This is a genomic window from Haloarcula japonica DSM 6131, assembly GCF_000336635.1.
GTDB lineage: Archaea > Halobacteriota > Halobacteria > Halobacteriales > Haloarculaceae > Haloarcula > Haloarcula japonica.
Map to the genome: position 1 here is coordinate 398714 of NZ_AOLY01000037.1, position 20756 is coordinate 419469.

At 64.1% G+C, this 20756-nt stretch carries 13 protein-coding genes; 6 read left to right on the forward strand and 7 right to left on the reverse strand.

The annotated features are described in order from the left end of the window. Positions 1-80: 80 nt before the first annotated feature. The 3 genes from C444_RS13260 (at position 81) to C444_RS13270 (ending at position 4384) form a co-directional block, all read left to right on the forward strand. Positions 81-1871 (forward strand): DUF2339 domain-containing protein, encoded by a 1791-nt coding sequence (locus tag C444_RS13260; protein ID WP_004593433.1) that lies wholly within the window; start codon positions 81-83, stop codon positions 1869-1871. A gap of 74 nt (positions 1872-1945) precedes the next feature. Continuing rightward, the gene (locus tag C444_RS13265) at positions 1946-3757 is read left to right on the forward strand and encodes a S9 family peptidase (protein WP_004593436.1); all 1812 of its coding nucleotides are present in this window, start codon (positions 1946-1948) and stop codon (positions 3755-3757) included. 111 nt (positions 3758-3868) lie between these two features. Next, positions 3869-4384, forward strand: a complete 516-nt coding sequence (locus tag C444_RS13270; protein ID WP_004593438.1) for an NUDIX hydrolase — start codon at positions 3869-3871, stop codon at positions 4382-4384. Here the strand turns inward: C444_RS13270 and C444_RS13275 are convergent. Further along, positions 4381-5439, reverse strand: coding sequence for an NAD(P)-dependent glycerol-1-phosphate dehydrogenase (locus tag C444_RS13275; protein WP_004593440.1), 1059 nt, complete (start codon positions 5437-5439; stop codon positions 4381-4383). The two genes, C444_RS13270 and C444_RS13275, sit on opposite strands and share 4 nt — an antisense overlap. A gap of 142 nt (positions 5440-5581) precedes the next feature. Between C444_RS13275 and C444_RS13280 the strand changes: the two genes are divergently transcribed. Both C444_RS13280 and C444_RS13285 read left to right on the forward strand, forming a co-directional pair. Continuing rightward, complete coding sequence (locus tag C444_RS13280; RefSeq protein ID WP_004593441.1) at positions 5582-8164, forward strand: glycoside hydrolase family 3 N-terminal domain-containing protein; 2583 nt, start codon at positions 5582-5584, stop codon at positions 8162-8164. A gap of 185 nt (positions 8165-8349) precedes the next feature. Next, positions 8350-9420, forward strand: coding sequence for a TrmB family transcriptional regulator sugar-binding domain-containing protein (locus C444_RS13285; protein ID WP_004593442.1), 1071 nt, complete (start codon positions 8350-8352; stop codon positions 9418-9420). Between the two features lie 3 nt (positions 9421-9423). Here C444_RS13285 and C444_RS13290 read toward each other — a convergent pair whose 3' ends face one another. The 4 genes from C444_RS13290 to C444_RS13305 form a co-directional block, all read right to left on the reverse strand. Next, on the reverse strand, positions 9424-10407 hold the full coding sequence (locus C444_RS13290; protein ID WP_004593443.1) for an NAD-dependent epimerase/dehydratase family protein: 984 nt from the start codon (positions 10405-10407) through the stop codon (positions 9424-9426). 212 nt (positions 10408-10619) lie between these two features. Continuing rightward, a complete protein-coding gene (locus tag C444_RS13295) occupies positions 10620-11591 on the reverse strand; it encodes a prohibitin family protein (protein ID WP_004593444.1) in 972 nt (323 codons plus the stop codon). 185 nt (positions 11592-11776) lie between these two features. After that, on the reverse strand, positions 11777-16327 hold the full coding sequence (gltB, locus tag C444_RS13300; protein ID WP_004593445.1) for a glutamate synthase large subunit: 4551 nt from the start codon (positions 16325-16327) through the stop codon (positions 11777-11779). A gap of 153 nt (positions 16328-16480) precedes the next feature. Then, positions 16481-16894, reverse strand: a complete 414-nt coding sequence (locus C444_RS13305; protein WP_004593446.1) for a CBS domain-containing protein — start codon at positions 16892-16894, stop codon at positions 16481-16483. 487 nt (positions 16895-17381) lie between these two features. On the opposite strand from C444_RS13305, the gene C444_RS13310 reads away from it, so the two are divergent. Further along, positions 17382-18365, forward strand: a complete 984-nt coding sequence (locus tag C444_RS13310; protein ID WP_004593447.1) for a patatin-like phospholipase family protein — start codon at positions 17382-17384, stop codon at positions 18363-18365. Here the strand turns inward: C444_RS13310 and proS are convergent. Beyond that, positions 18359-19813 (reverse strand): proline--tRNA ligase, encoded by a 1455-nt coding sequence (gene proS, locus C444_RS13315; protein WP_004593448.1) that lies wholly within the window; start codon positions 19811-19813, stop codon positions 18359-18361. The genes C444_RS13310 and proS overlap by 7 nt on opposite strands. A 122-nt stretch (positions 19814-19935) precedes the next feature. Then, positions 19936-20721, reverse strand: a complete 786-nt coding sequence (locus tag C444_RS13320; protein WP_004593449.1) for an SAM hydrolase/SAM-dependent halogenase family protein — start codon at positions 20719-20721, stop codon at positions 19936-19938. Between the last annotated feature and the right edge of the window lie 35 nt (positions 20722-20756).

Sequence of the window (20756 nt, forward strand, 5' to 3'; positions counted from 1 at the left end):
CGGCAGACAACAGGTCGACTCTCCAGAAAGCTGTCGTTGGGCTGGAGGTTTATTACAGCAACTCTGCAATGTGTCGATGTATGAGCGATGAAGACGACCTCCGTGCGGAGGTACGGGAACTCCACACCGAGGTCGATGCCCTCCACACACGCATCGCCGCCCTTGAGTCGGAGCTAGACACCGACCCGCCGCCGTCAGCCGAAGATCAAACTGCCAGTACAGCAGTCGAATCGGACACGGCGACTCCCGAATCGGAGTCCGAAGATAGTTCGGAGCCAGGGACAGAGACCGGCGAGACAGCCGACAGCGAGGCCCCTCCCGAGGAACGGAACTGGGAGCGCGACATCGGGATGAAATGGCTCGGCGGAGTCGGCGGCCTCGCGCTGGTGGTCGGCGTCGTCTTCTTCATCCGGTTGGCCATCGAGGCGGGGTATCTCGGTCCACTCGGGCGTGTGCTTACCGGTACGGTAGGCGGTCTCATACTGCTCGCTGGGGGCCGGTACGCCGCTGAACGGCAGGGCTACAGCCGGTGGGGACGTCTCGTCGCGGGAACCGGGCTCGCAATCGCGTATTTCAGCGTCTACGCGGCCTACGGCTTCGAGTCGTACCGCGCCGCTATCGGAACCCCGCTGTGGACGGTCCTGCTCGCCCTGACGGTGCTCGTAGCCGCCACCGCGGCTGTCTCGGTGCGGGACTGTGCGCCGGCCGTCGCCGGCGAAGCGTTCCTGCTGGGCTACGTCACTGCCTACGTCGGACTCGATGCCGGTTCCTTCGTCGTCTCACCGGCCTACGTCGTGCTTCTCACAGCCGGGCTCGTGACCATCGCCGCTGTCCGCCCGTGGAGCCGGCTCGTCCTCGGCAGCGTCCTCCCAGCCTACGTGCTCCACGTCGCCTGGATGAACAGGCTGGAGCCACCCGAGTCGGTCGCCACCGCCGTCCTCGCCGCGACGTTCGCCGTCTATGCCGCGGGTGTGTACGTACTCCGTGCGAGCGGCCGAACGGACCGATGGCACCGCCGACTGGTGGAAGCGACGACTGCATCCAATGCCGTGTTCGCCGCAATCCTGCTGGAAAGCGTCGCTCGTCGCCTTCTCCCGACGGCACCGGACGGGGTAGCTGTCGGCGCAGTCGGACTCGCCCTCGGCGGCGTCTACGCCATCACGGAGTCACGCCTGGGACAGCAAAACAGCGCTGCTGGAGTGCTTGCCGTCGTGTTGCTCGCCGTCGGCGTCGTCCTCGCGGCCAACCCGTTCGCCGAAACCGTCGGTCTCCTCATCTTGCTCTGTGGAGCGCTGGCGCTCGGAACTCAGCGGGATGCAAGGGCGGTTCGCATCGGTGGGCACCTCGTCGCATTCGGAACCGTCGCCAAGCTGCTCGCCGTGGACGCGACCAGATTACCGGCGTTTTCGCTTGCGGACCCGCTTGCGACCGTGATGGGGCGGCCGGCCGCCTACCTGCTGGGAATCGTGGTCTTCTACGGGCTCGGTCGATGGTTTGGCGGCGCATCGACGACGGTACCCAGCATGGACCGCGAACTCTCGGTGGCCGCTCCGTACGCCTGGACCGCGACCGGACTCGCGGTGGTACTCCTGGGACTGGAGCTTTCGGGAGCGACCCTGTCAGTCGCCTGGGCAGTACTGGGGCTCGCGTTCGTCGGGGTCGGCCTCGCGCTGGACGCTCGCAGTCGGCGGCTCCAGGGTGTCGTCGTCCTCGCCCTAGTGACGACCAAGGTGTTCCTCTACGACACGCAGGGACTCGATACGCTCGCTCGAACCCTTTCGTTCCTCGTGCTTGGCGGTATTCTGCTCGTTGCCTCGTACGCGTACGCCCGCTGGCAGGGTGAAAAGCCGCTCCAGCGACTATCCGGCTAGTAGCGCTACACGTCATTGATTCGACCGCGAAGCCGCCACAAAGGGTTTTGCCCGTGCCTGCCCTCCCTCCCGTTGTGACCGCGTACGACCTCTCGCGCTATCTCAACGTCCGGAGCGCTTACGGCAGTTCGTTCGCGCCGGACGGGACGCTCGCCTTCCTGATGAACACGACCGGCGTCGGCCAGATCTGGTCGCTCACGGAGCCGCGTGGCTGGCCCGAGCAGCTGACTTTTTACGACGACACCGTGAGCTTCGTCGACTACTCACCCGAGCGCCCGGAACTCGTCTTCGGCATGGACGAGGGCGGCAACGAGCGGGCGCAGCTGTACCGCCTCGACGCGGACGGGCACGTCCACGAACTCACAGGGATGCCCGACGCGAAACACCGCTGGGGTGGCTGGTCGCCCGACGGCGAGCGCTTTGCGTTCGCGTCGAACCGCCGCGACGAAGCTGTCTTCGACATCTACGTGCAGGAACGCGATGCGACCGGCGACGACGCGGAGTTAGTCTGGGAAGGCGATGGCTGGCTCTCGGTGGGCGGGTTCTCGCCCGACGGTGAGCGACTGCTGGTCAGCGAGGCCCACTCCAGTTTCGACCAGGACATCTACGTGCTTGACATCGACAGCGGGGACCTCACCCATCTCACACCACACGAGGGGAAGGTTCGCTATACGAGCGCGTCGTGGGGGCCGGACGGGGAGGCAGTGTATCTCGTCACCGACGCCGAGAGCGACACGCTCGAACTGGCCCGCCTCTCGGTCGACGGCGACCTCGATATCGTGCGCTCGGACGACCAGTGGAACATCGACGGCGTCGCGCTGGATCAGGACAGCGGCCGCCTGGCGTACTCGCGCAACGTCGACGGCTACAACGAACTCACCGTCGGCGAACTGACGGGGCCGACAACCATCGAGACGTTCCCGACGCCGGACCTGCCGGGCGGGTTGGCTGGCGGCGTCTCCTGGGGACCCGACGCCGAGCGCTTCGCAGTCAGCGTCACTGGCCGGAGGGTCAACACCAACGTGTTCGTCGTGGAAGCCGAAACCGGCGAGAGCGAGCAGTGGACGGCCGCCTCGACGGCCGGTATCCCGCGTGAGACGTTCATCGAGCCCGAGGCCGTCCGGTTCGAATCGTTCGACGGGCGAGAGATTCCGGCGCTGTTCTCGCTGCCGGCAGGGGCCGCCGACGGAGCCAGTACAGACGGCGAGACGCCGGTCATCGTCGACATCCACGGCGGCCCGGAGAGCCAGCGCCGGCCGTCCTTCTCGGGCCTGACCCAGTACTTCCTCTCGCGGGGGTACGCCGTCTTCGAGCCGAACGTCCGCGGCTCGACCGGCTACGGGAAGGCCTACACGCACCTCGACGACGTGGAAAAGCGGATGGATTCAGTGAAGGACCTGCGGGCCGGCGTCGACTGGCTCCACGACCACCCGACCGTCGACCCCGACCGAATCGTAGCGATGGGCGGGTCCTACGGCGGGTTCATGGTACTTGCGGCGTTGACTGAGTACCCGGACCTCTGGGCGGCCGGCGTCGACGTGGTCGGCATCGCCAACTTCGTCACGTTTCTGGAGAACACCGGTGACTGGCGTCGCGAACTCCGCGAGGCAGAGTACGGTTCCCTCGAAACGGACCGCGAGTTCCTCGAATCCATCTCGCCGATCAACAACGTCGACCGCATCGATGCACCGCTGTTCGTCCTCCATGGAGCCAACGATCCGCGTGTCCCGGTCGGCGAGGCCGAGCAGATCGCCGAGCAGGCGGCCGCACAGGGAGTTCCCGTGGAGAAACTCGTCTTCGACGACGAAGGACACGGCATCAGCAAGCGGGAGAACCGCATCGAGGCGTACACTGCCGTCGTCGAGTTCCTCAACGAGCACGTCTGAGATATCCGGCCGAGTACTGTGGCGGGCGTGGATTACAGCCGGTACACAGGGTAGTTTCAAACTATGAGAGCGTTCAGGCGGATTTATTACGCTGCCGAAGCACCGTTTCGTATGGAGATAGCCGAACGCTCGCGAGCGCGGGTTCAGGAACGCCTCGCCCGTCTCGAACAGGAGTTCGGCTCGACGCCGGTGGACCAGACCACCTTTTCGGTGGGTGGGGAGGCGTACCAGCGTGCTGTCGAGCGCTCACGGGAGGGACAGGTGGACGTACACGCGTTCGTCCACAACGAGTCGGGCGATGTGTTGCTGAGCGACGCTGATGGGTCGTGGGAGATACCCAAAGGACAGACCCGGGGGGCCGAGCGGCCGGCGGCAGCGGTCGAGCGGGTCGTCACCGAAACGGCCGGCGTCGCGTGTACGATTCGGGACGCGGTACGGGCCACTATCTGCGGGGTGCGAAACGAGACGGACCCGGACGCGGAGACGGTGTACCGCCTCAGTATCGTGTTCGACGCCGAAATCAACAGCGCCAAGCTCGACAGCGATGCTGCCGAAACGGCCGACGACGTTGACGCGTCGATCCGGTGGGACGACGCGAGCGATGTCGCGGTCGCAGAACTGGTTTAGATAACGCCGGTAACGGTCGCTGCTTCGATGGCCGCTTCTTCACTCATGCCGTCCCCGAGTACTGTGTAGCGGTCGCGGATCTGGTGGGCCGTGGTCAGCGCTTCGATCACCGTCTCGTCGTCGATGCCGAGCTCGTCTGCCGTTGTCGGCGCGCCGATAGCCGCCAGCGCGTCTCTGGCGTCTTTCCACTGGCCTTTCTGGCCGCTGTGGAGGTATTCGGTCATTATCGAGCCGACACCGACCTGATGGCCGTGAAGCGCGCCGTCTGGGACGAGCCGATCCAGCTGGTGGGAAAACAGGTGTTCCGCGCCGCTTGCCGGGCGAGAGGAGCCAGCAATAGACATCGCAACGCCCGAAGAAACGAGCGCTTTCACGACGATCCAGGACGACTCCTCAAGCCCCTGTTTTATCGAGTCGGCGCTCTCGACGAGCATCTCCGCGGTCATCTGGGAGAGCGCGCCGGCGTACTCCGAGTAGTGGACGTTCTTGAGCCGGTGAGCGAGTTGCCAGTCCCGGACCGCGGTGTAGTTCGAGATGATGTCGGCACAGCCGGCAGTGGTCAGCCGCCAGGGGGCCTCTGCCAGCACCTCGGTGTCGGCGATGACGGCCAGTGGGGGCTCTGCGGCGACGCTGTGGCGCGTGTCACCTTCGGGGACCGAGCCGCGGCCGGAGACGATGCCGTCGTGGCTCGCGGCTGTCGGCACCGAGACGAACCCCAGCCCCAGGTCGTCGGCCGCCATCTTCGTGATATCGATGGCCTTCCCGCCGCCAACACCAAGCAGGAAGCCCGCATCGATCTCCGACGCGTGGTCGATGACCTGCTGGACGGCGTCGAAACTGGCCTCGTCGATGACGATCTCGGATGGGTTGTATCCCTCATCCTCGAACTGTTCGACGACCTGCTTGCCGGCGACATCGTGTGGCGTCGGACTGGAGACGACGAGCGGCCGGCCGGTCAGATGGAGTTCGCTGACAGCCTCGATTGTCTGCCCGAGGACCCCGTGCCCGACCACGACGTTCCGGGGCAGGCGGATCCAGGTGCGTTTCTCGAACATGCTTGCCTGTCTCCGGGCACGCGTGAAAACAGTTTAGGTGCGACTGGCGTTCCGACTGTGCGATACCCGAAATCCTTTGACAACTATCACACACCAGTTTTCCAAAAACAATTATTAACATCAGCGGGTGGGTGCGCCTGTCATGGCACGTGACACGACTGATGACGGCATGCGAGCGTCTCGGCGGACGTTTCTGAAAGCGACCGGCGTGGCCACGGCAGCGGCCGCCACCGGCGCAGGTGTTGGGACCGCCGCGGCGCAACCCGACGTCGATTCGCTCATCGACGATCTCACACTGGAGCAGAAAGCGGCCCAAATGACACAGGTCGCGATCAGCTCCTTCGAGGCGGAACCGGAAAAATCGAACGTCCCCGATAGCTTCGGGGTCGACACGGTCGGCGAGTACTTCAGTGAACTCGGCGTCGGGTCGATTCTCTCAGGTGGGGCCGAACCGCCGAGCTTCGACGGCGAGACCGTGGTTCAGGGAATCAATGCCCTACAGGAGTATAACCTAGCGAACGCCGACCACGACATCCCGTTTCTCTACGGCGTCGACGCGACGCACGGGAACGGCCTACTGGAGGGGGCAACGGTGTTCCCCCAGCGCCTGAACATGGGTGCGACCCGAGACCTGAGTCTGATCGAGGCGGCCGAGCGCCACACGAGCGACTCGACGGCGTCAATGGGCGCACACTGGACGTTCGCCCCGACGACGGACCTCCAGCGGGACCCCCGCTGGGGCCGCTTCTTCGAGGGCATCAGCGAGGACCCGAAGCTCGAAGCGGATGTCTCGCGGGTACGGGCACGAGCGCTTGAGGACGACGACCGGCTGACGGCGTGTGTCAAACACTTCGCGGCCTACTCGGTCCCGAACAACGGTAACGACCGCGCACCGGCCTCGACGTCGCTACGCGACCTCCGAACCAACATTCTTCCGCCGTACCGAGAGGCACTGGAGTCTGAACCCGGGACGGTGATGGTCAACAGCGGGTCAATAAACGGGGTTCCGGCTCACGCCTCTCACTGGCTGTTGACGACGCTGCTCCGGGATACCTACGGCTACGAGGGGATGGTAGTCTCGGACTGGGACGACCTCAACCGGATGATCACGAACCACGACTACGCGCCCGATTTCGAGACGGCGACGGAGATGGCCATCAACGCCGGTGTCGACATGTACATGATCGGCAACGGCGGTGACGCACCGGGACCGGTCCAGTTCATCGACACCGTGGTCGGTCTCGTCGAGGACGGCGCGATTCCTATGGCGCGTATCGACGAAGCGGTCCGACGAATCCTCGAACTGAAGGCCGACCTCGGCCTGTTCGAGCAACCGACGGTCGACGAGTCCCGCATCGGGAACGTACTCGGCGGCGCACAGGAGACCTCCGAGACGATGGCCAAGGAGTCGCTGGTCCTCCTGAAAAACACGGAGGATGCGCTCCCGCTGTCCGGCGACGAGACCGTCCTGCTGACCGGCCCCGGAGTCGACAGCGACGGCAACAACACCCGCGCGCTGATGCAACACGGCGGCTGGACGCTCGGCTGGCAGGGAGCCAGCGCCGGCGGTCCGTACCCACGCCAGAACCTCCTCGAAGACGAACTGGGTGCTCGTGTCGGCAGTCTCACGCACGTCCCGACCGCGTACGAGAACACGACCTGGTACGCCGGCGAGGGCGACGGCGAAAACCAGCAAAGCGACGAGAACGGCAACTTCGACTTCACCGACGAGCAGCGGTCACAGGTCGAATCGGCGGCCCCCGAGTCCGACGCCGTAGTCGTCGTTATCGGCGAAGGCACCCACAACGAAGGGTTCGGCGACCGGGACGAACTGGTGCTCGACGAATCCCAGCAAGCCCTCCTCGACACCGTCGTCGAATCCGCCGACGATTCGACGCCGATAATCGGCGTCATGCTCGCGGGCGCTCCGCGGGGGTCCCCGGAGACGTTCAGCCAGCTCGACGCCCTCCTGTTTGCCGGCCAGCCCGGCAGCGACGGCGGGATCGCCATCGCCGAAACGCTGGTCGGCGAGCACAATCCGTCCGGGAAGCTCCCGTTCAGCTGGCCCGAGAACGTCGGGACTGCACCCGTGCAGCACAACCGCTACGACCCGACCTCGACGGGCGGGACGGACAACACAGCCATCTTCGAGTACGGCCACGGCCTCTCCTACACCGACTTCCAGTACGGCAGCGTCTCCGTCACTCAACCTACTGTCGGCAACCCGGCCAACCAGTCCGAAGTGACCGTCAGCGTCGAGGTGACGAACACCGGAGGGATGGCCGGCGAGCACATCGTCGAGGTGTTCAACACACAGTCCTACGGCTCGGTCCTCCAGCCGATGCGCCGGCTGCTCGGTTACGAGCGCGTCTCGCTCGATGCTGGCGAGTCAACCACGGTGGACGTGACCGCCGACCTGACGGCGCTGGAGGTCGTCCCCGGTGACGTGCTCGGACTTGGGCCGAAGGTCGTCGAAGCCGGCGAGTACGAACTCACTGTCGGCCAGGACGGCCCGACGGCCACGCTCATCGTGCAGAACGCGGCGAGCATCACCGATCCGGACCCCGTTCCAGGCCTCCCGAACGGAACAGGGAGCAACCCCGGTCGGGGCAACAGTGGGAATGGAACCGGTAACGGTAACAACGGGAACGGCAACAACACCAGCCGCGACCCTACCATGGAAGACGTCGTCGACCTGCTCAACGAGGTTCGGCGACAGTCCTGACCAGGCTGCCGCGGTCCCGCTTTGCGGGTGATCCCTGGAATATCCAGTGCTGTCGAGCGCCACTACGCACAGACACACGTCGATCCGTTCGCACGCCCACGAATTATTATATATGTTCGGTGATATTAGCTGAAACAGCTATCCAGTGACACGGAACCAACCAACATGGTTTGAATGGAACACCGATGCCTGACTCCACACGCCAGCCCAACGCGACCGTTCGGGATCAACTCCAGCAGTACGGCCTCTCCGAGACAGAGGCGGAAACGTACCTCGCCGTCGTCGAAAAGGGACCGGCAACGGCCCGGACGGTTGCCGAAACGGCGGGCGTTTCCAAGAGCTACGTGTACGATATCTGTGGGTCACTGGCCGCGGACGGGTTCGTCACCGTCGACGACCACCGGACGCCGACGGTCATCCGTGCGACGCCCCCGTCGGAGGCCTTCGGCACGTTAAAGCGCGAACTCGACACGCTGGAGACGGCGGTACAGACACGGTACGAGGACAACTCGGCCGAGGACAACTCCTTCGAGGTAGTCAAATCCAGACCGACCATCATCAAGCGCCTGAAACGGCACATCGAAGCCGCCGAATGCGAGGTCGTCCTCCAAGTTCCGGCCCGCCGGCTCCCGGAGATCCGCGACACGCTTCGCCGTGCCCGCGAGCGGGGCATCCTCGTGCTCCTGGCGCTGTCGAGCTACGACACGGCAGCGATGGAGTTGGAGCTTGATGGCGTCGCCAACGCCGTCCGTCTCGGCCTCGACGGCGCACCCTCGTTGCTTGCGACGGACCAGCAACGCGGGTTCGTCTCTCCATCGACGATGCTCAGTTGGGACCATGACGAGACGAACGCGATCACGTTTACGCAGGAGGCGGTCGCGGCGGTGTTAGTCGGTTCCTACCTGGGCAATTACTGGCCGATAGGCGAGGAGGTCCTCGTTTCACGGCCCCCGTCACTCCCGGCACGATACGATATGTTCCGCCCCGTCGTGTTCACGACTGCGCTCGCGCTCCGGGCTGGTGAGTCCGTCGTCGCCGACCTGTATGCGCGGCCGACGGGCTCCGACGACAATTTCGAAGTGATATCCGGCGAGGTAGTCGATGTCCGACAGAACCTCGTTGAGCCGCACAACAGCGATTTCGGGTTCGAGAACTCGCTGGTCGTCGACACCGGAGAAGGCCGCATCACTGTCGGCGGATACGGTGCGTTCTTAGAGGATTACGAGGTCAAGCACACGACGCTCCACCGAGCGTAGTTGTCACTCGGTCACCCGGTCGATGAGCGCTGTCTCCGTATCCCGGTCAGGGCCGAACTCCCGGCCGGTTCGGTCGTTCTCCTGATGCTCGGCGACAGTCACAGCCAGCGCCGTCTCGTGGGGCGTCGACGACCAGCCCAGTTCGCGGAGCTTCGCCGTCGACAGCAGATGCGGTGACTCGCGGTAGATCGGGAAATCGTCGGGCTCCAGCCCCGCGGCCGCGAGTTCGCGTTCGCCGACGCCGATTGTCTCAACGTCCGTTTCGTGGACGCCGGCGAGCAGGTCAACCCACTCCCGGAGCGTTGGTGCGTGCTCGTCGCCGACGTTGTATGCCTCGCCAGCCGTTCCCCGCTCCGCGACCAGTCGGAGCGCACTCGCTACGTCCTCGACGTAGGCCATTTGCCACAGGCTGAGGCCGTCGCTCGGAACGGCGATCCGGTCGTACTCGGCCACGCGGTGGACCCAGTAGGCGAACCGTTCGGTGTAGTCGTAGGGTCCGTACACGACGGTTGGCCGGACGCTCATCGCCCGCACACCGTCTTCCGCGGCAGCGAACACTTCGCGGTCGCCCTCGGCTTTCCGCGGCCCATAGGTCTCCGCACTGTCGGTGGTGGCCTGCTCGGCGGTACAGCCTGCAAGCGGCGTCTCCCCCTCCCGCTTGGGCGTCCGTTCAGCGCCGTAGGCCGCGCCGCTTGAGACATACACGTACGCATCGACATCGGCGAACGCGTCGGTCGCCACCCGGACATCCTCCGGAAAGTATGCCACGCAGTCGACGACTACATCGGGGTCGACCTGCTTGCGAGCGGTTTCAAGTGTCTCCCGGTCTGTCCGGTCGCCTTTGATGTGGGCGACATCGGTGTCCGTGAATGGATTCGAGCGCTGGCCGCGGGTGAGCATCGTCACGTCGTAGCCTGCATCGCGGAACTCGGTGACTGTGTGCCGGCCGATGAACCGACCGCCGCCGATGACGAGAACGCTGTCCATACACCGTACTCGGACGGGACCAGCAAAACAGTGTGGCTCACCGCCACCGTCTGCCGCGGGTTCGACACACATTGTTTACTGAGGCAGCAAGACGACTCTCCGGCGATAGACGACAGAGCCGGTAAGATTGATGCCCGCTGTGCAAGAACCAGTAGTCATCTCTGACGAACGGTACAGGAAAAAACGAGCGAGACGCTCCCTCGCGTCGTCGATTAGTTGCCGCCCGTCGCGTTCGTCACGTTCGTCGAGAACCCTGTATCGGCACTCGAAGTGTTTCCGCCACTGCTCCGGCCAGTCTGCAGGATGATGGGCGTTCCTTCGTCGTCAGTCGCCAGAATGACCTTATCCGAATCGTCGATGCTCTGGACGTACTGCTGTTTCAGCACCACCGGGTTGTCCCGAAGCGCCTCACCGCGAATCTCGATGACCCGAGCGTCGGCTTCGGCCTGAATCTCCTGCCGTTCCTTGTCGCGTTCGGCCTGTTGGATCTCGAACTCCTTCTCTTCGACGCGTTGCTTTGCGATTTCCTTGTCGTTGAGCGCCTGATCGTACGAGTCCGGGAGGTCAACAGTACGAACCTGTACCTCTTCGAGGACGAGCGCTTCGCCCTCGAACGCGGATTCGAGTTTCTGCTGTGCCGCATCGCCGAGCCGCTCGCGGCCACTGTTAGTGTATATCTCGCTGGTCTGGATACCGGCGGCCTCGTCACGGAGTTGCGAGCGGACGGACGGTCGGATGAGTCGCTCCTCCGCCTGGCCGACGTTCCGCCACTCGGTGACAAACCCTGATGCGTCTGCTTCTTGGACTTTGTACCGGACGGTAATGTCGATATCAACCGTCGTTCCGTTGACGGTCTGGACGGTCACGGCATCCGATTGTGCCGCTCTGTCACCTTCACCCTCTGCGTTGGCCATGGTGTAAGTCCGTGGTCGGATTTCCACGTCCTGGACGGAGTCCTTGACAGGCACGATGATGTGTGCGCCCGGCTGGAGTTGATCGCCGGTTACCGCACCGAACGATTTCTGGACGCCGACGTGACCCTCGGGAACCTGATGGTAGCCGCCGAACAGAGCTATTGCGACAGCGAGGGCGACAACGACACTGACGGCGATTCGGAGGCCGCGGCCGACATCGATATCGATGTCAGATCCGGAATCGGGATCTGGACCGGGGATGTCACTCATGTTGTGCTCCGATGCGATACGACAGTTGGTTGTACGGGGACCATGTGCAGCACTTTGGCCCGACAGCTATAGGACCAGCGGTCGATTGTCACAGTGTGGCATCACGGTGATCAGAACTCGTCTCGAATGCGGTCGCGATGAAACTATGACTGATTACAGAGACAAAAACGTCGAACGGCGGTGCTTCAGTCGTCTGTCGAGGCGGCGAAGTCCGCTTCGGCGGCTTCGGCGTTCGGGGCGGCCTTGGCCGGCGGTTCGTTCCGCACGTCGTCTCGCTCGCGGTCGGCGATGACCTCGGCGTAAGCGTCTGGCATCACCTTCGTGAAGTTCTCCACTTCGGCATCCCAGTCTTCGAGCAGTTCGGCCGCCCGGTCGGAGCCGGTGTAGGCGGCGTGGTTCTCGACGAGCCGGGTGATCATCTGCCGGTCCTTCCCTTCGAGCGTCTCGGCCAGTGATACCATGCCGGTGTTTGCCTTCGCTGCGAACTCGCCGTCGGGGTCGTAGACGTACGCGACGCCGCCGGACATCCCGGCTGCGAAGTTCTTGCCGGTCTCACCCAGCACGACGATGGCACCGCCGGTCATGTACTCACAGCCGTGGTCGCCGACGCCCTCGACGACGCCCTTGACCCCGGAGTTGCGGACGGCGAACCGCTCGCCGGCCATGCCGTTGACGTAGGCCTCGCCCTGGGTTGCGCCGTACAGTGCGACGTTGCCGATGACGATGTTCTCCATCGGATCGAACGGTGCGTTGTCCGGCGTGTTCACGATGAGCTTCCCGCCGGAGAGGCCCTTGCCGACGTAGTCGTTGGCCGTCCCGGTCAGCTCCATCGTCACGCCCTGCGCGAGGAACGCACCGAAGGACTGGCCGGCCGTGCCGTCGAAGTCGACTCGGATGGTGTCGTCCGCGAGGCCGTCGCTTGCGTGCTCACGCGAGATGCGGTTCGAGAGCGTCGCCCCGACCGCACGGTCGACGTTGCTGATATCCGTGTCGATGGCGACCGGGTCGCCGCTGTAGATGGCGTCCTCCGCGGCGTCGATGAGGTCCCAGTCGAGCTGTTCGTCGACCTCGTGAGTCTGCTCGCGCTGCTTGTAGCGGCCGTCGTTGTCGGCCGGTTCGGCGATGACCGAGGAGAGGTCGAGCTTCTGGGCCTTCGGCTGGGACACGTCGTCGCGCTGTTGCAGGACGCTCGGCCGCCCGATCATCTCGTCGATGGTCTCGAAGCCGAGTTCGGCCATGATCTCCCGCAGTTCCTGGGCCACGAACGTCATGTAGTTGATGACGTGCTGTGGCTCACCGGGGAACCGCTCGCGGAGATTTTCGTTCTGGGTTGCGATGCCGACCGGGCAGGTGTTCTCGTGGCACTGCCGGGCCATCACGCAGCCCGAGGTGACCATCGAGGCGGTCCCGAAGGTGTACCCCTCGGCACCGAGCAGGGCGGCGACGGCCACGTCGCGGCCGGTCTTCATGCCGCCGTCGGTTGTCACTTTGATGCGCGACCGCAGGCCGGTCGCCCGCAGCATCTGGTTGGCCTCGGAGACACCCAGCTCCCACGGGAGGCCGGCGTTCTTGATGGAGGTCTTCGGCGACGCGCCGGTCCCGCCGTCGTGGCCCGAGATGTGGACTACGTCGGCGTTGGCCTTTGCGACCCCGGCCGCGATGGTCCCGATACCGTCCTCGGAGACCAGCTTCACATTGATGTCGGCCTCCGGGTTCGAGGCCTTGAGGTCGTGGATGAGCTGCTTGAGGTCCTCGATGGAGTAGATGTCGTGCAGCGGCGGCGGCGAGATGAGGCCGACGCCGGGGGTGGCGTACCGGACGTGGGCGATCATCTCGTTGACCTTCTTGCCGGGCAGGTGGCCGCCCTCGCCGGGCTTCGAGCCCTGGGCCATCTTGATCTGGAGCTCGTCGGCCGACGCGAGGTAATCGGAGGTGACGCCGAAGCGGCCGGAGGCGACCTGCTTCGTGGTACACTCCTTCTCGGTGTCGAACCGCTCGGGCGGCTCGCCACCTTCGCCGGTGTTGGCGTTGGCTCCGAGCCGGTTCATCGCGATGGCGTTGTTCTCGTGCATCTCGGGCGACAGCGACCCAAGGCTCATCGCGGCCGTCTCGAAGCGCTCGACGATGTCATCGACCGGCTCGACGTCCTCGATGGGGATGGACTCGCGGTCGGAGTCGAATTCGAGCAGACCACGGAGCGTCTGGAGCTCCTCGTTCTGGTCGTTGACCAGCTCGGCGAACTCCTTGTACGTGTCGTAGTCGCCCATCCGGACGGCCTGCTGGATCTTGCCGACCGTGTTGGGGTTCCACTGGTGGTGGATGCCGTTCGAGCGGAACTCGTACTCGCCCTGGCGGGGCATCTCTGGCTCCTCCTCGCTCCAGGCGACGTCGTGTCGCTGGGTGAGGTCGTCCTCGATCTCCTCGATGCCGATTCCCTCGGTCCGGCAGGTCGTCCCCTCGAAGTACTCGGCGATGAAGTCAGATGAGAGGCCGACGGCCTCGAAGATCTGGGCGCCCTGGTAGGATTCGACCGTCGAGATACCCATCTTGGCCATCGTCTTCAAGAGGCCGTCCTCGACGGCGGTGATGTAGGCGTCGATGGCGTCGGCCAGGTCCGCGCCGTCCGGGCCGGCCACCAGGTCCTCGATGGTCTGGTAGGCCAGGTAGGGGTTGACCGCGCCGGCCCCGTAGCCGATGAGCGTCGCGAAGTGATGGACCGCACGCGGGTCGCCGGACTCGACGACGAGCCCGACATGGTTTCGGAGGCCGTTGCGGACGAGGTGGTGGTGGATGCCACCGACCGCCAGCAGGCTCGGAATCGGCACGCGGTCCTCGCTGGCCGTCCGGTCCGAGAGCACGAGGATGTCGTGTTCCTTCGCGGCCGCGTCGGCTTCGGCTCGCACGTCCTCGACGGCCTGGCGGAGGTCGCCGTCCTTCTCGTAGGTGATGTCGAGGACCTTCGTGGACATGCCGTTCGCGTCCAGGTCCTTGATCGACTCCGTCTCCTCGTCGGTGAGGATCGGCGAGTCGAGCACGAGCTGACGGGCGTGGTCCTGGCTCTCGTCGAGCATGTTACGCTGGAAGCCCAGCCGGGACTCCAGCGAGGTGACGAGCTCCTCGCGGATGTAGTCGAGCGGCGGGTTCGTCACTTGGGCGAACAGCTGCTTGAAGTAGGTGAACAGCGGGCGGTTGAACTGCGAAAGCACCGACAGCGGCGTGTCGTCGCCCATGGAGCCGACGGGGTCTTTCCCCTTCTCGGCCATCGGCTCGATGAGGTGGTCGACCTCGTCGTACGTGTAGCCGTACATGGCCTGATGGCTCCGCAGCGCATCCGAGGGGTCCCGTGGCGCGTTGTCCTCGCGGTCGGCGACCTCATCGATGTCGACCTGTTCCTCGTCGACCCACTCGCCGTACTTGTCGTCGGTGATATCACCGAACACTTCCTCGTCGGGAATGACGCGTCCCTCTTCGGGGTCTGCGAGGAAGCACTGTCCGGGTTGGAGGCGGCCGCGCTCCTTGATTTCGCTTGCGTCGTGTTCCAGCGCACCGGCTTCCGAGGACATCACGAGCGTGTTGTCTTCGAGGATGTCGTACCGACACGGGCGGAGGCCGTTCCGGTCCAGCACGGCTCCGATGCGGTCGCCGTCCGTCGCCGCGACGAGCGCCGGGCCGTCCCAGGGTTCGACCAGCGAGGCGTGGTAGTCGTAGAAGTCGCGCCGGTCGCCGGTTACGTCGTTCATCTCGCCGCGCCAGGCTTCGGGAATGAGCATCCGGAGCGCGTGGGGCAGGTCGCGACCGCCCTGCAGCAGGAGTTCGAGCGCGTTGTCGACGCTCGCGGTGTCAGATTGCTCGGGGTCGTCGATGATAGGCTTGATCTTCTCTAAGTCGCCCTCGAACTCGTCGCTCTGGATGTCGGTCTCCCGAGCGCGCATCCAGTTGATATTGCCCTGAATCGTGTTGAACTCGCCGTTGTGGATGACACGACGATACGGATGGGCGAGGTGCCACGCGCCCAGCGTGTTCGTCGAGAAGCGGGCGTGAACCATCGCAAACGTCGACTGCATCCGCTCGTCTTCGAGGTCCGGATAGTAGTCTTCGAGCTGTTCGGCCTTGAGCAGGCCCTTGTACACTACCACGTCGGTTGCGAGCGAGACGACGTAGAAGCGCTCGTGACCGGCCGGTTTTTCCTCTTCAACCGTGTTTTCGAGCGACCGGCGGCCGATATAGAGCTGGTTCTCGAAGGCATCGCCGGTCTTGCCCGTCGCGGAGGTGACGAAAAACTGGACGATGTCGGGCTCGGATTCGAGCGCCGTCGCACCGAGGTCGCTGTTGTCAGTTGGAACATCGCGCCAGTCGAGGACGTCCAGCCCTTCCGCGGCGAGTTCCGTCTCGACGAGGTCTTTCAGACTCTCGGCGATCTCGTCGTCATCCTTCGGGAGAAAGAGCGTGCCGACGGCGTACTCGCCAGCGGGTGGCAGGTCGGCGTCGACTTCGGCAGCGAAAAACTCGTGTGGAATCTGGAGCATGATGCCCGCTCCGTCGCCCGTATCTTGCTCGGCTCCCGTTGTCCCTCGATGTTCGAGGTTGTCGAGGAGTTCGAGTCCGTCCGATACAACCCAGTGATCGCTCTGGCCGTCGAGGTCCATGACGACCCCGACGCCACAGTTCGACCGTTCGTCCGTGGGATCTGCAAGCCCGGCGTCGCCTGCAGAGAGACCTGTCTGTCGCTCAACCATGTGTTTCACGACTGGGGATGCCACTATAAGAGGGTAATCCTAATGGTATTAGTGTTGTTTAACCCCACATTAGGGAGTATATATTTATAACGATTGTTGAAACAGTATCGGAGTTTATAAATGCCGTCCGCAGGCTAGCGGTTCACACGCTGTTCAGCCGAGTACGGGTGCGGATGACTGCTCGATACCCGAAACGTAAGCCGTCATGTCAGTTGTAGTCAGCATTCCGACGACACCTTCCGTCTCATCAACGACAGGGAGGTGGTGGACACTGTGGTCCAGCATCAGGCTTGCGGCCGCCTCGACGGGATCGTTTGCCGTTACTGTAACCGGCTCCGTCGTCATGAAGTCAGACACGTCTAGCGCCGTCGTGTCGCCACCTTCTGCGGCGATTTCGACGAAGTCCGTGGAGGTTAGAATCCCCAACAACTCTCCGTCAGCGTCGACGACAACAACGGAGCTGATGTTCTCGTCGAGCATCCGCTTGGCGACCGCTTTCGCGTTCGCGTCAGCGGCAGCAGTGGTGACAGGCGATGACATAATTCGTCCGACAAACACGTCGTCCATGACAGGCGATAACATAGGACAGGATATAACCGTGTTGGTTCCGGATATCTACCGATTGCTGCGACAGAAGAATATATAAGGTCTTAATATTATTCGCTCGCTGCGACGTATTCAACCGCTCAATTAGTCGCCCGTTATCTCCCAACAGCGCACCCCGACTAATCAAGCAACCAGGGCTATCGGCCCACCGCTGATCATCCAGAATGTCCGGTACATCCCGGTTCCCACGACGGTATCTGTTCGCCGTTTGGCGTTTGTATGACCCTAGTCTGACGGCGATTTATATACATAGGGACAGCAGTGGTTATCGGGGGCACGGAGGAAAATGTCACACGCTCCCCGACCCCATCCTTCCTTCATACTGCTAGCTGTCCCTTCGTGAAGAGACGTGCCACCCGTAGGTGACAGTGCGTTGCACCGGATCACAGCCGACAGTATCGGTTGGCCGGCAGTTATCTATGCAAGCCCTTCGTACATGAATTAAACCATGTCTAATCATGGCCCCAGCGTCGCTATCGCCTGTCAGGGCGGCGGCAGCCACAGCGCGTTTACCGCCGGTGCGCTGCAACGACTCCTGCCAGCGGTCGACGGCGAGTCCAATCTCGTGGGGTTAAGTGGTACCTCCGGGGGCGCTCTCTGTGCTGTCACGGCCTGGTATGGCCTGCTCAGTGAGGGCCCCGACTATGCCGGACAACTGCTGGAAGATATCTGGTGTGATGTCGCCGCGACGACGCCGCCCTCGTTCCTGCTGAACGAGTCGCTCGTATGGCGCAAACGACTGCAGAATCTCATGGTTCCCACGACCGACGTCTCCCCCTACGCGACGCCGGGTCGGCCGGGCCAGCGCTGGTACCTGTCGCTGCTTGACCGCCACATCGACTTCGACGAGTTCGATGCCCTAGCCGACGAGGCACCGCCGCACGTGACCGTCGGCACGGTCAACGTCAACAGCGGCGTGTTCGAGACGTTCACCGACGCTGCCATCACGCCGAAGGCGGTGCTGGCCTCGGCCGCGTTCCCGCTGCTGTACAAGGCCGTCGAACTGAACGGTCACTGGCACTGGGACGGTCTGTTCTCGCAGAACCCGCCTATTCGGGAGTTCCTGACCAGCGGCCGACCGAAGCCCGACGAGATCTGGGTCATCCAGATCGAGCCACAGACCCGTGATGACCGGCCCACCTCGCTGGCGGAGATCACTGACCGCCGGCAAGAACTGTCCGGCAACATCTCGCTGAACCAGGAGCTGTTCTTCGTCCGGAAAGTCAACGACTGGGTCGAAAAGGGGTATCTCCCGGACGGTTTCAAACACGTGGAGATCCGGCGACTCACACTCGATAAGAAGCTGACAGCAGCCTCGAAACGCGACCGCGACCCCCGGTTCATCGAGGATCTCATGGAAACGGGCCGCACCGAAGCCGATGAGTTTCTGAATCGGGTGCCGAAGGACGTAGCCGAACCGCCTTGTCAGTAGCTCTTCGCGAAGTACGCCGTCTCCTCAGCGTCCTCACCGCAGATGGCGCAGTCGTCGTGGATCGGCTCCTCGTCGCGGTCGAGCGGGACCATGACGATTTCAGCCGCGATAGCGTCCTTGATCGGCTCCTCGCAGTCCGCGTCGCCACACCAGCCACACTTCACGTACCCGCCGTGCTGGCCGATGGTGCCCAGGATCTCCTCGCGGGACTCGGCCTCTCGGATTTCGCCCTCCAGCGTCTCCTCGGCGTCGGCGTACAGCTTGGCGTGGACGGTATCGAGGTGCTCCTCGACTGTCTCGGCGATGCCCTCGCGGTCGACGGTCGCGTCCTCGCCGTCGGGCCGGTGGACAAACGTGGCCTCGCCGTCCTCGACCTCGTGGGGACCGATTTCGATCCGGAGGGGAACGCCGTTGAGTTCGTGTTCGTTGTACTTGAAGCCGGGATTGCGGTGTTCACGGTCGTCGAGTTCGACGCGGATGCCGGCCTCGTCCAGTTCGGCGGCGAGGTCGGCGGCGTAGTCGACGACCTCATCCTTGTTGTCCTCCTGCCAGATGGGGACGACGACGACCTGATCGGGCGCGAGCGCGGGCGGAAGCACAAGCCCTTGGTCGTCGGAGTGGGTCATGATGAGCGCCCCCATCGCGCGCCAAGACAGCCCCCACGACGTGGTGTGGGCGGTGTTCTCTTCCTCGTCGGCGTCGGCGTAGGTGATATCGAACGCTTCGCCGAAGGAGGTCCCGAGGTAGTGGGAGGTAGCGGCCTGCACGGTCTTGCCGTCGGGCATCAGCGTCTCGATGGTCGTCGTCGTGTGTGCGCCAGGGAACTTATCGTGGGGTGGCTTGCGTCCCTTCAGCGGCGGCATCGCCATGACCTCCTCGTAGAGGCGAGCGTACTGGTCGAGACGCGTCATCGTCTCCTCCCACGCGCCCTCCTCGTCGGCATGAGCGGTGTGGCCCTCCTGCCAGAGGAACTCCTTGGTGCGGAAGAACGGCTTCGTCTCGGTGGCCTCCCACCGGACGACCGAACACCACTGGTTCAGTCGCATCGGGAGGTCCCGGTGCGAGCGGGTCCACTGCGCCATGAATGGCGCGATAATGGACTCGCTGGTGGGCCGGACGGCGAGGCGCTCTTCGAGTTCGTCGTGGCCGCCGTGAGTTACCCACGCCACCTCGGGGTCGAACCCTTCGACGACGTCTTTCTCCTTCTCCAGATAGCTCTCGGGGATGAACAGCGGGAAGTAGGCGTTCTGGACGCCGGTGTCCTTGAACCAGCCGTCGAGGTTGTTCTGAATGCGCTCCCAGATGGCATAGCCACGTGGGCGCGTGACGATGAACCCGCCCATGGGGGCGTAGTCCGCGAGGCCGGCCTTCTGGACGACCTCGGCGTACCACTCGCCGGGTGAATGCTCCTTGCTCTCGGTGATGCCGAGTTCCTGCTCGCCACTCATTAGGTGTGTCGTGGCCCACGGCGCTAATAAACTCCCCGAAGGGTAGTGAGCCGCTGGCACGCCGACCAGACCGGTCGTGTGTCCAGTTCCACGTCCTCAGGGCCATTATAGCGAGGACAGTCTCAAGCCCGCGGCGCTCGAATCGTGAGTTCGTCGCCGGGCTCCGGAGTACCGAAGGCCGACGCCGCGGACCCGCCTCGCAAGAACAGCTCCTGATAGGGGTCTCCACCGCCAGCCGACCCCGGAACGATGGCGAGGGCACCCTCGGGAACGTTCGACACAGCATCTCTGACAAGGACCTCACGGGACTCGTCGTTGAGTTCGACAGTGACCGTCCCCGCCGCTGATTCGAACTCCGAGGACCGAATCGAGGTCTTGACGTTCCCGTAGCCATCGACGTGACAGACGACGGACCCAGGCGGGGCCGGCACGTCGTCGAGTGACCGCTCCGGCCCGAGCGACGAGCGATTCCCGTTCGCGATTTCGGCGACACGGCGCGGGAACACGTCCCGCGACCGGAACTGGCCGGTGTCGGCCGGCAGTTCGATCTCACGGAACGTCGTGGCGTGGTCGGCGATAAACGAGAGGTTGTAGCCGGCGTCAACGCCGACGACGGGGACGCCGTTGTCCAGCTTGAGATAGCAGAGCGCCCCGCCAGTATCGGCCCGTTCCGGCGTCGATTCCGTGGTTCGTGGCGCGGTGTTCGAGTAAATCAGCAGGTCGTCGAACGACGGATTGTGGATGCCGAGCTGCGCGATCCAGAACCCCGTGGCGACCGTTGAGAACGGCTTGACCTCGGTCGATTGGACGGTCATCGTCGGGTCAGCGGCAGTGAGACGGTGGACGACCTCTGAAAAGGCCGGATCGGCCGGGCCGTAATCCGCGATGAGATGAACGAACGTGCTCATGTGAGGCTCCGGTCGTTACCACGTCGGTACGCCTG

Coding starts and splice junctions, on each gene's coding strand:
- C444_RS13260 (WP_004593433.1), top strand. CDS start 81: ATGAGCGATGAAGACGACCTCCGTGCGGAGGTACGGGAACTCCACACC.
- C444_RS13270 (WP_004593438.1), top strand. CDS start 3,869: ATGGAGATAGCCGAACGCTCGCGAGCGCGGGTTCAGGAACGCCTCGCC.
- C444_RS13275 (WP_004593440.1), bottom strand. CDS start 5,439: ATGTTCGAGAAACGCACCTGGATCCGCCTGCCCCGGAACGTCGTGGTC.
- C444_RS13280 (WP_004593441.1), top strand. CDS start 5,582: ATGGCACGTGACACGACTGATGACGGCATGCGAGCGTCTCGGCGGACG.
- C444_RS13285 (WP_004593442.1), top strand. CDS start 8,350: ATGCCTGACTCCACACGCCAGCCCAACGCGACCGTTCGGGATCAACTC.
- C444_RS13290 (WP_004593443.1), bottom strand. CDS start 10,407: ATGGACAGCGTTCTCGTCATCGGCGGCGGTCGGTTCATCGGCCGGCAC.
- C444_RS13295 (WP_004593444.1), bottom strand. CDS start 11,591: ATGAGTGACATCCCCGGTCCAGATCCCGATTCCGGATCTGACATCGAT.
- gltB (WP_004593445.1), bottom strand. CDS start 16,327: ATGGTTGAGCGACAGACAGGTCTCTCTGCAGGCGACGCCGGGCTTGCA.
- C444_RS13305 (WP_004593446.1), bottom strand. CDS start 16,894: ATGGACGACGTGTTTGTCGGACGAATTATGTCATCGCCTGTCACCACT.
- C444_RS13310 (WP_004593447.1), top strand. CDS start 17,382: ATGTCTAATCATGGCCCCAGCGTCGCTATCGCCTGTCAGGGCGGCGGC.
- proS (WP_004593448.1), bottom strand. CDS start 19,813: ATGAGTGGCGAGCAGGAACTCGGCATCACCGAGAGCAAGGAGCATTCA.
- C444_RS13320 (WP_004593449.1), bottom strand. CDS start 20,721: ATGAGCACGTTCGTTCATCTCATCGCGGATTACGGCCCGGCCGATCCG.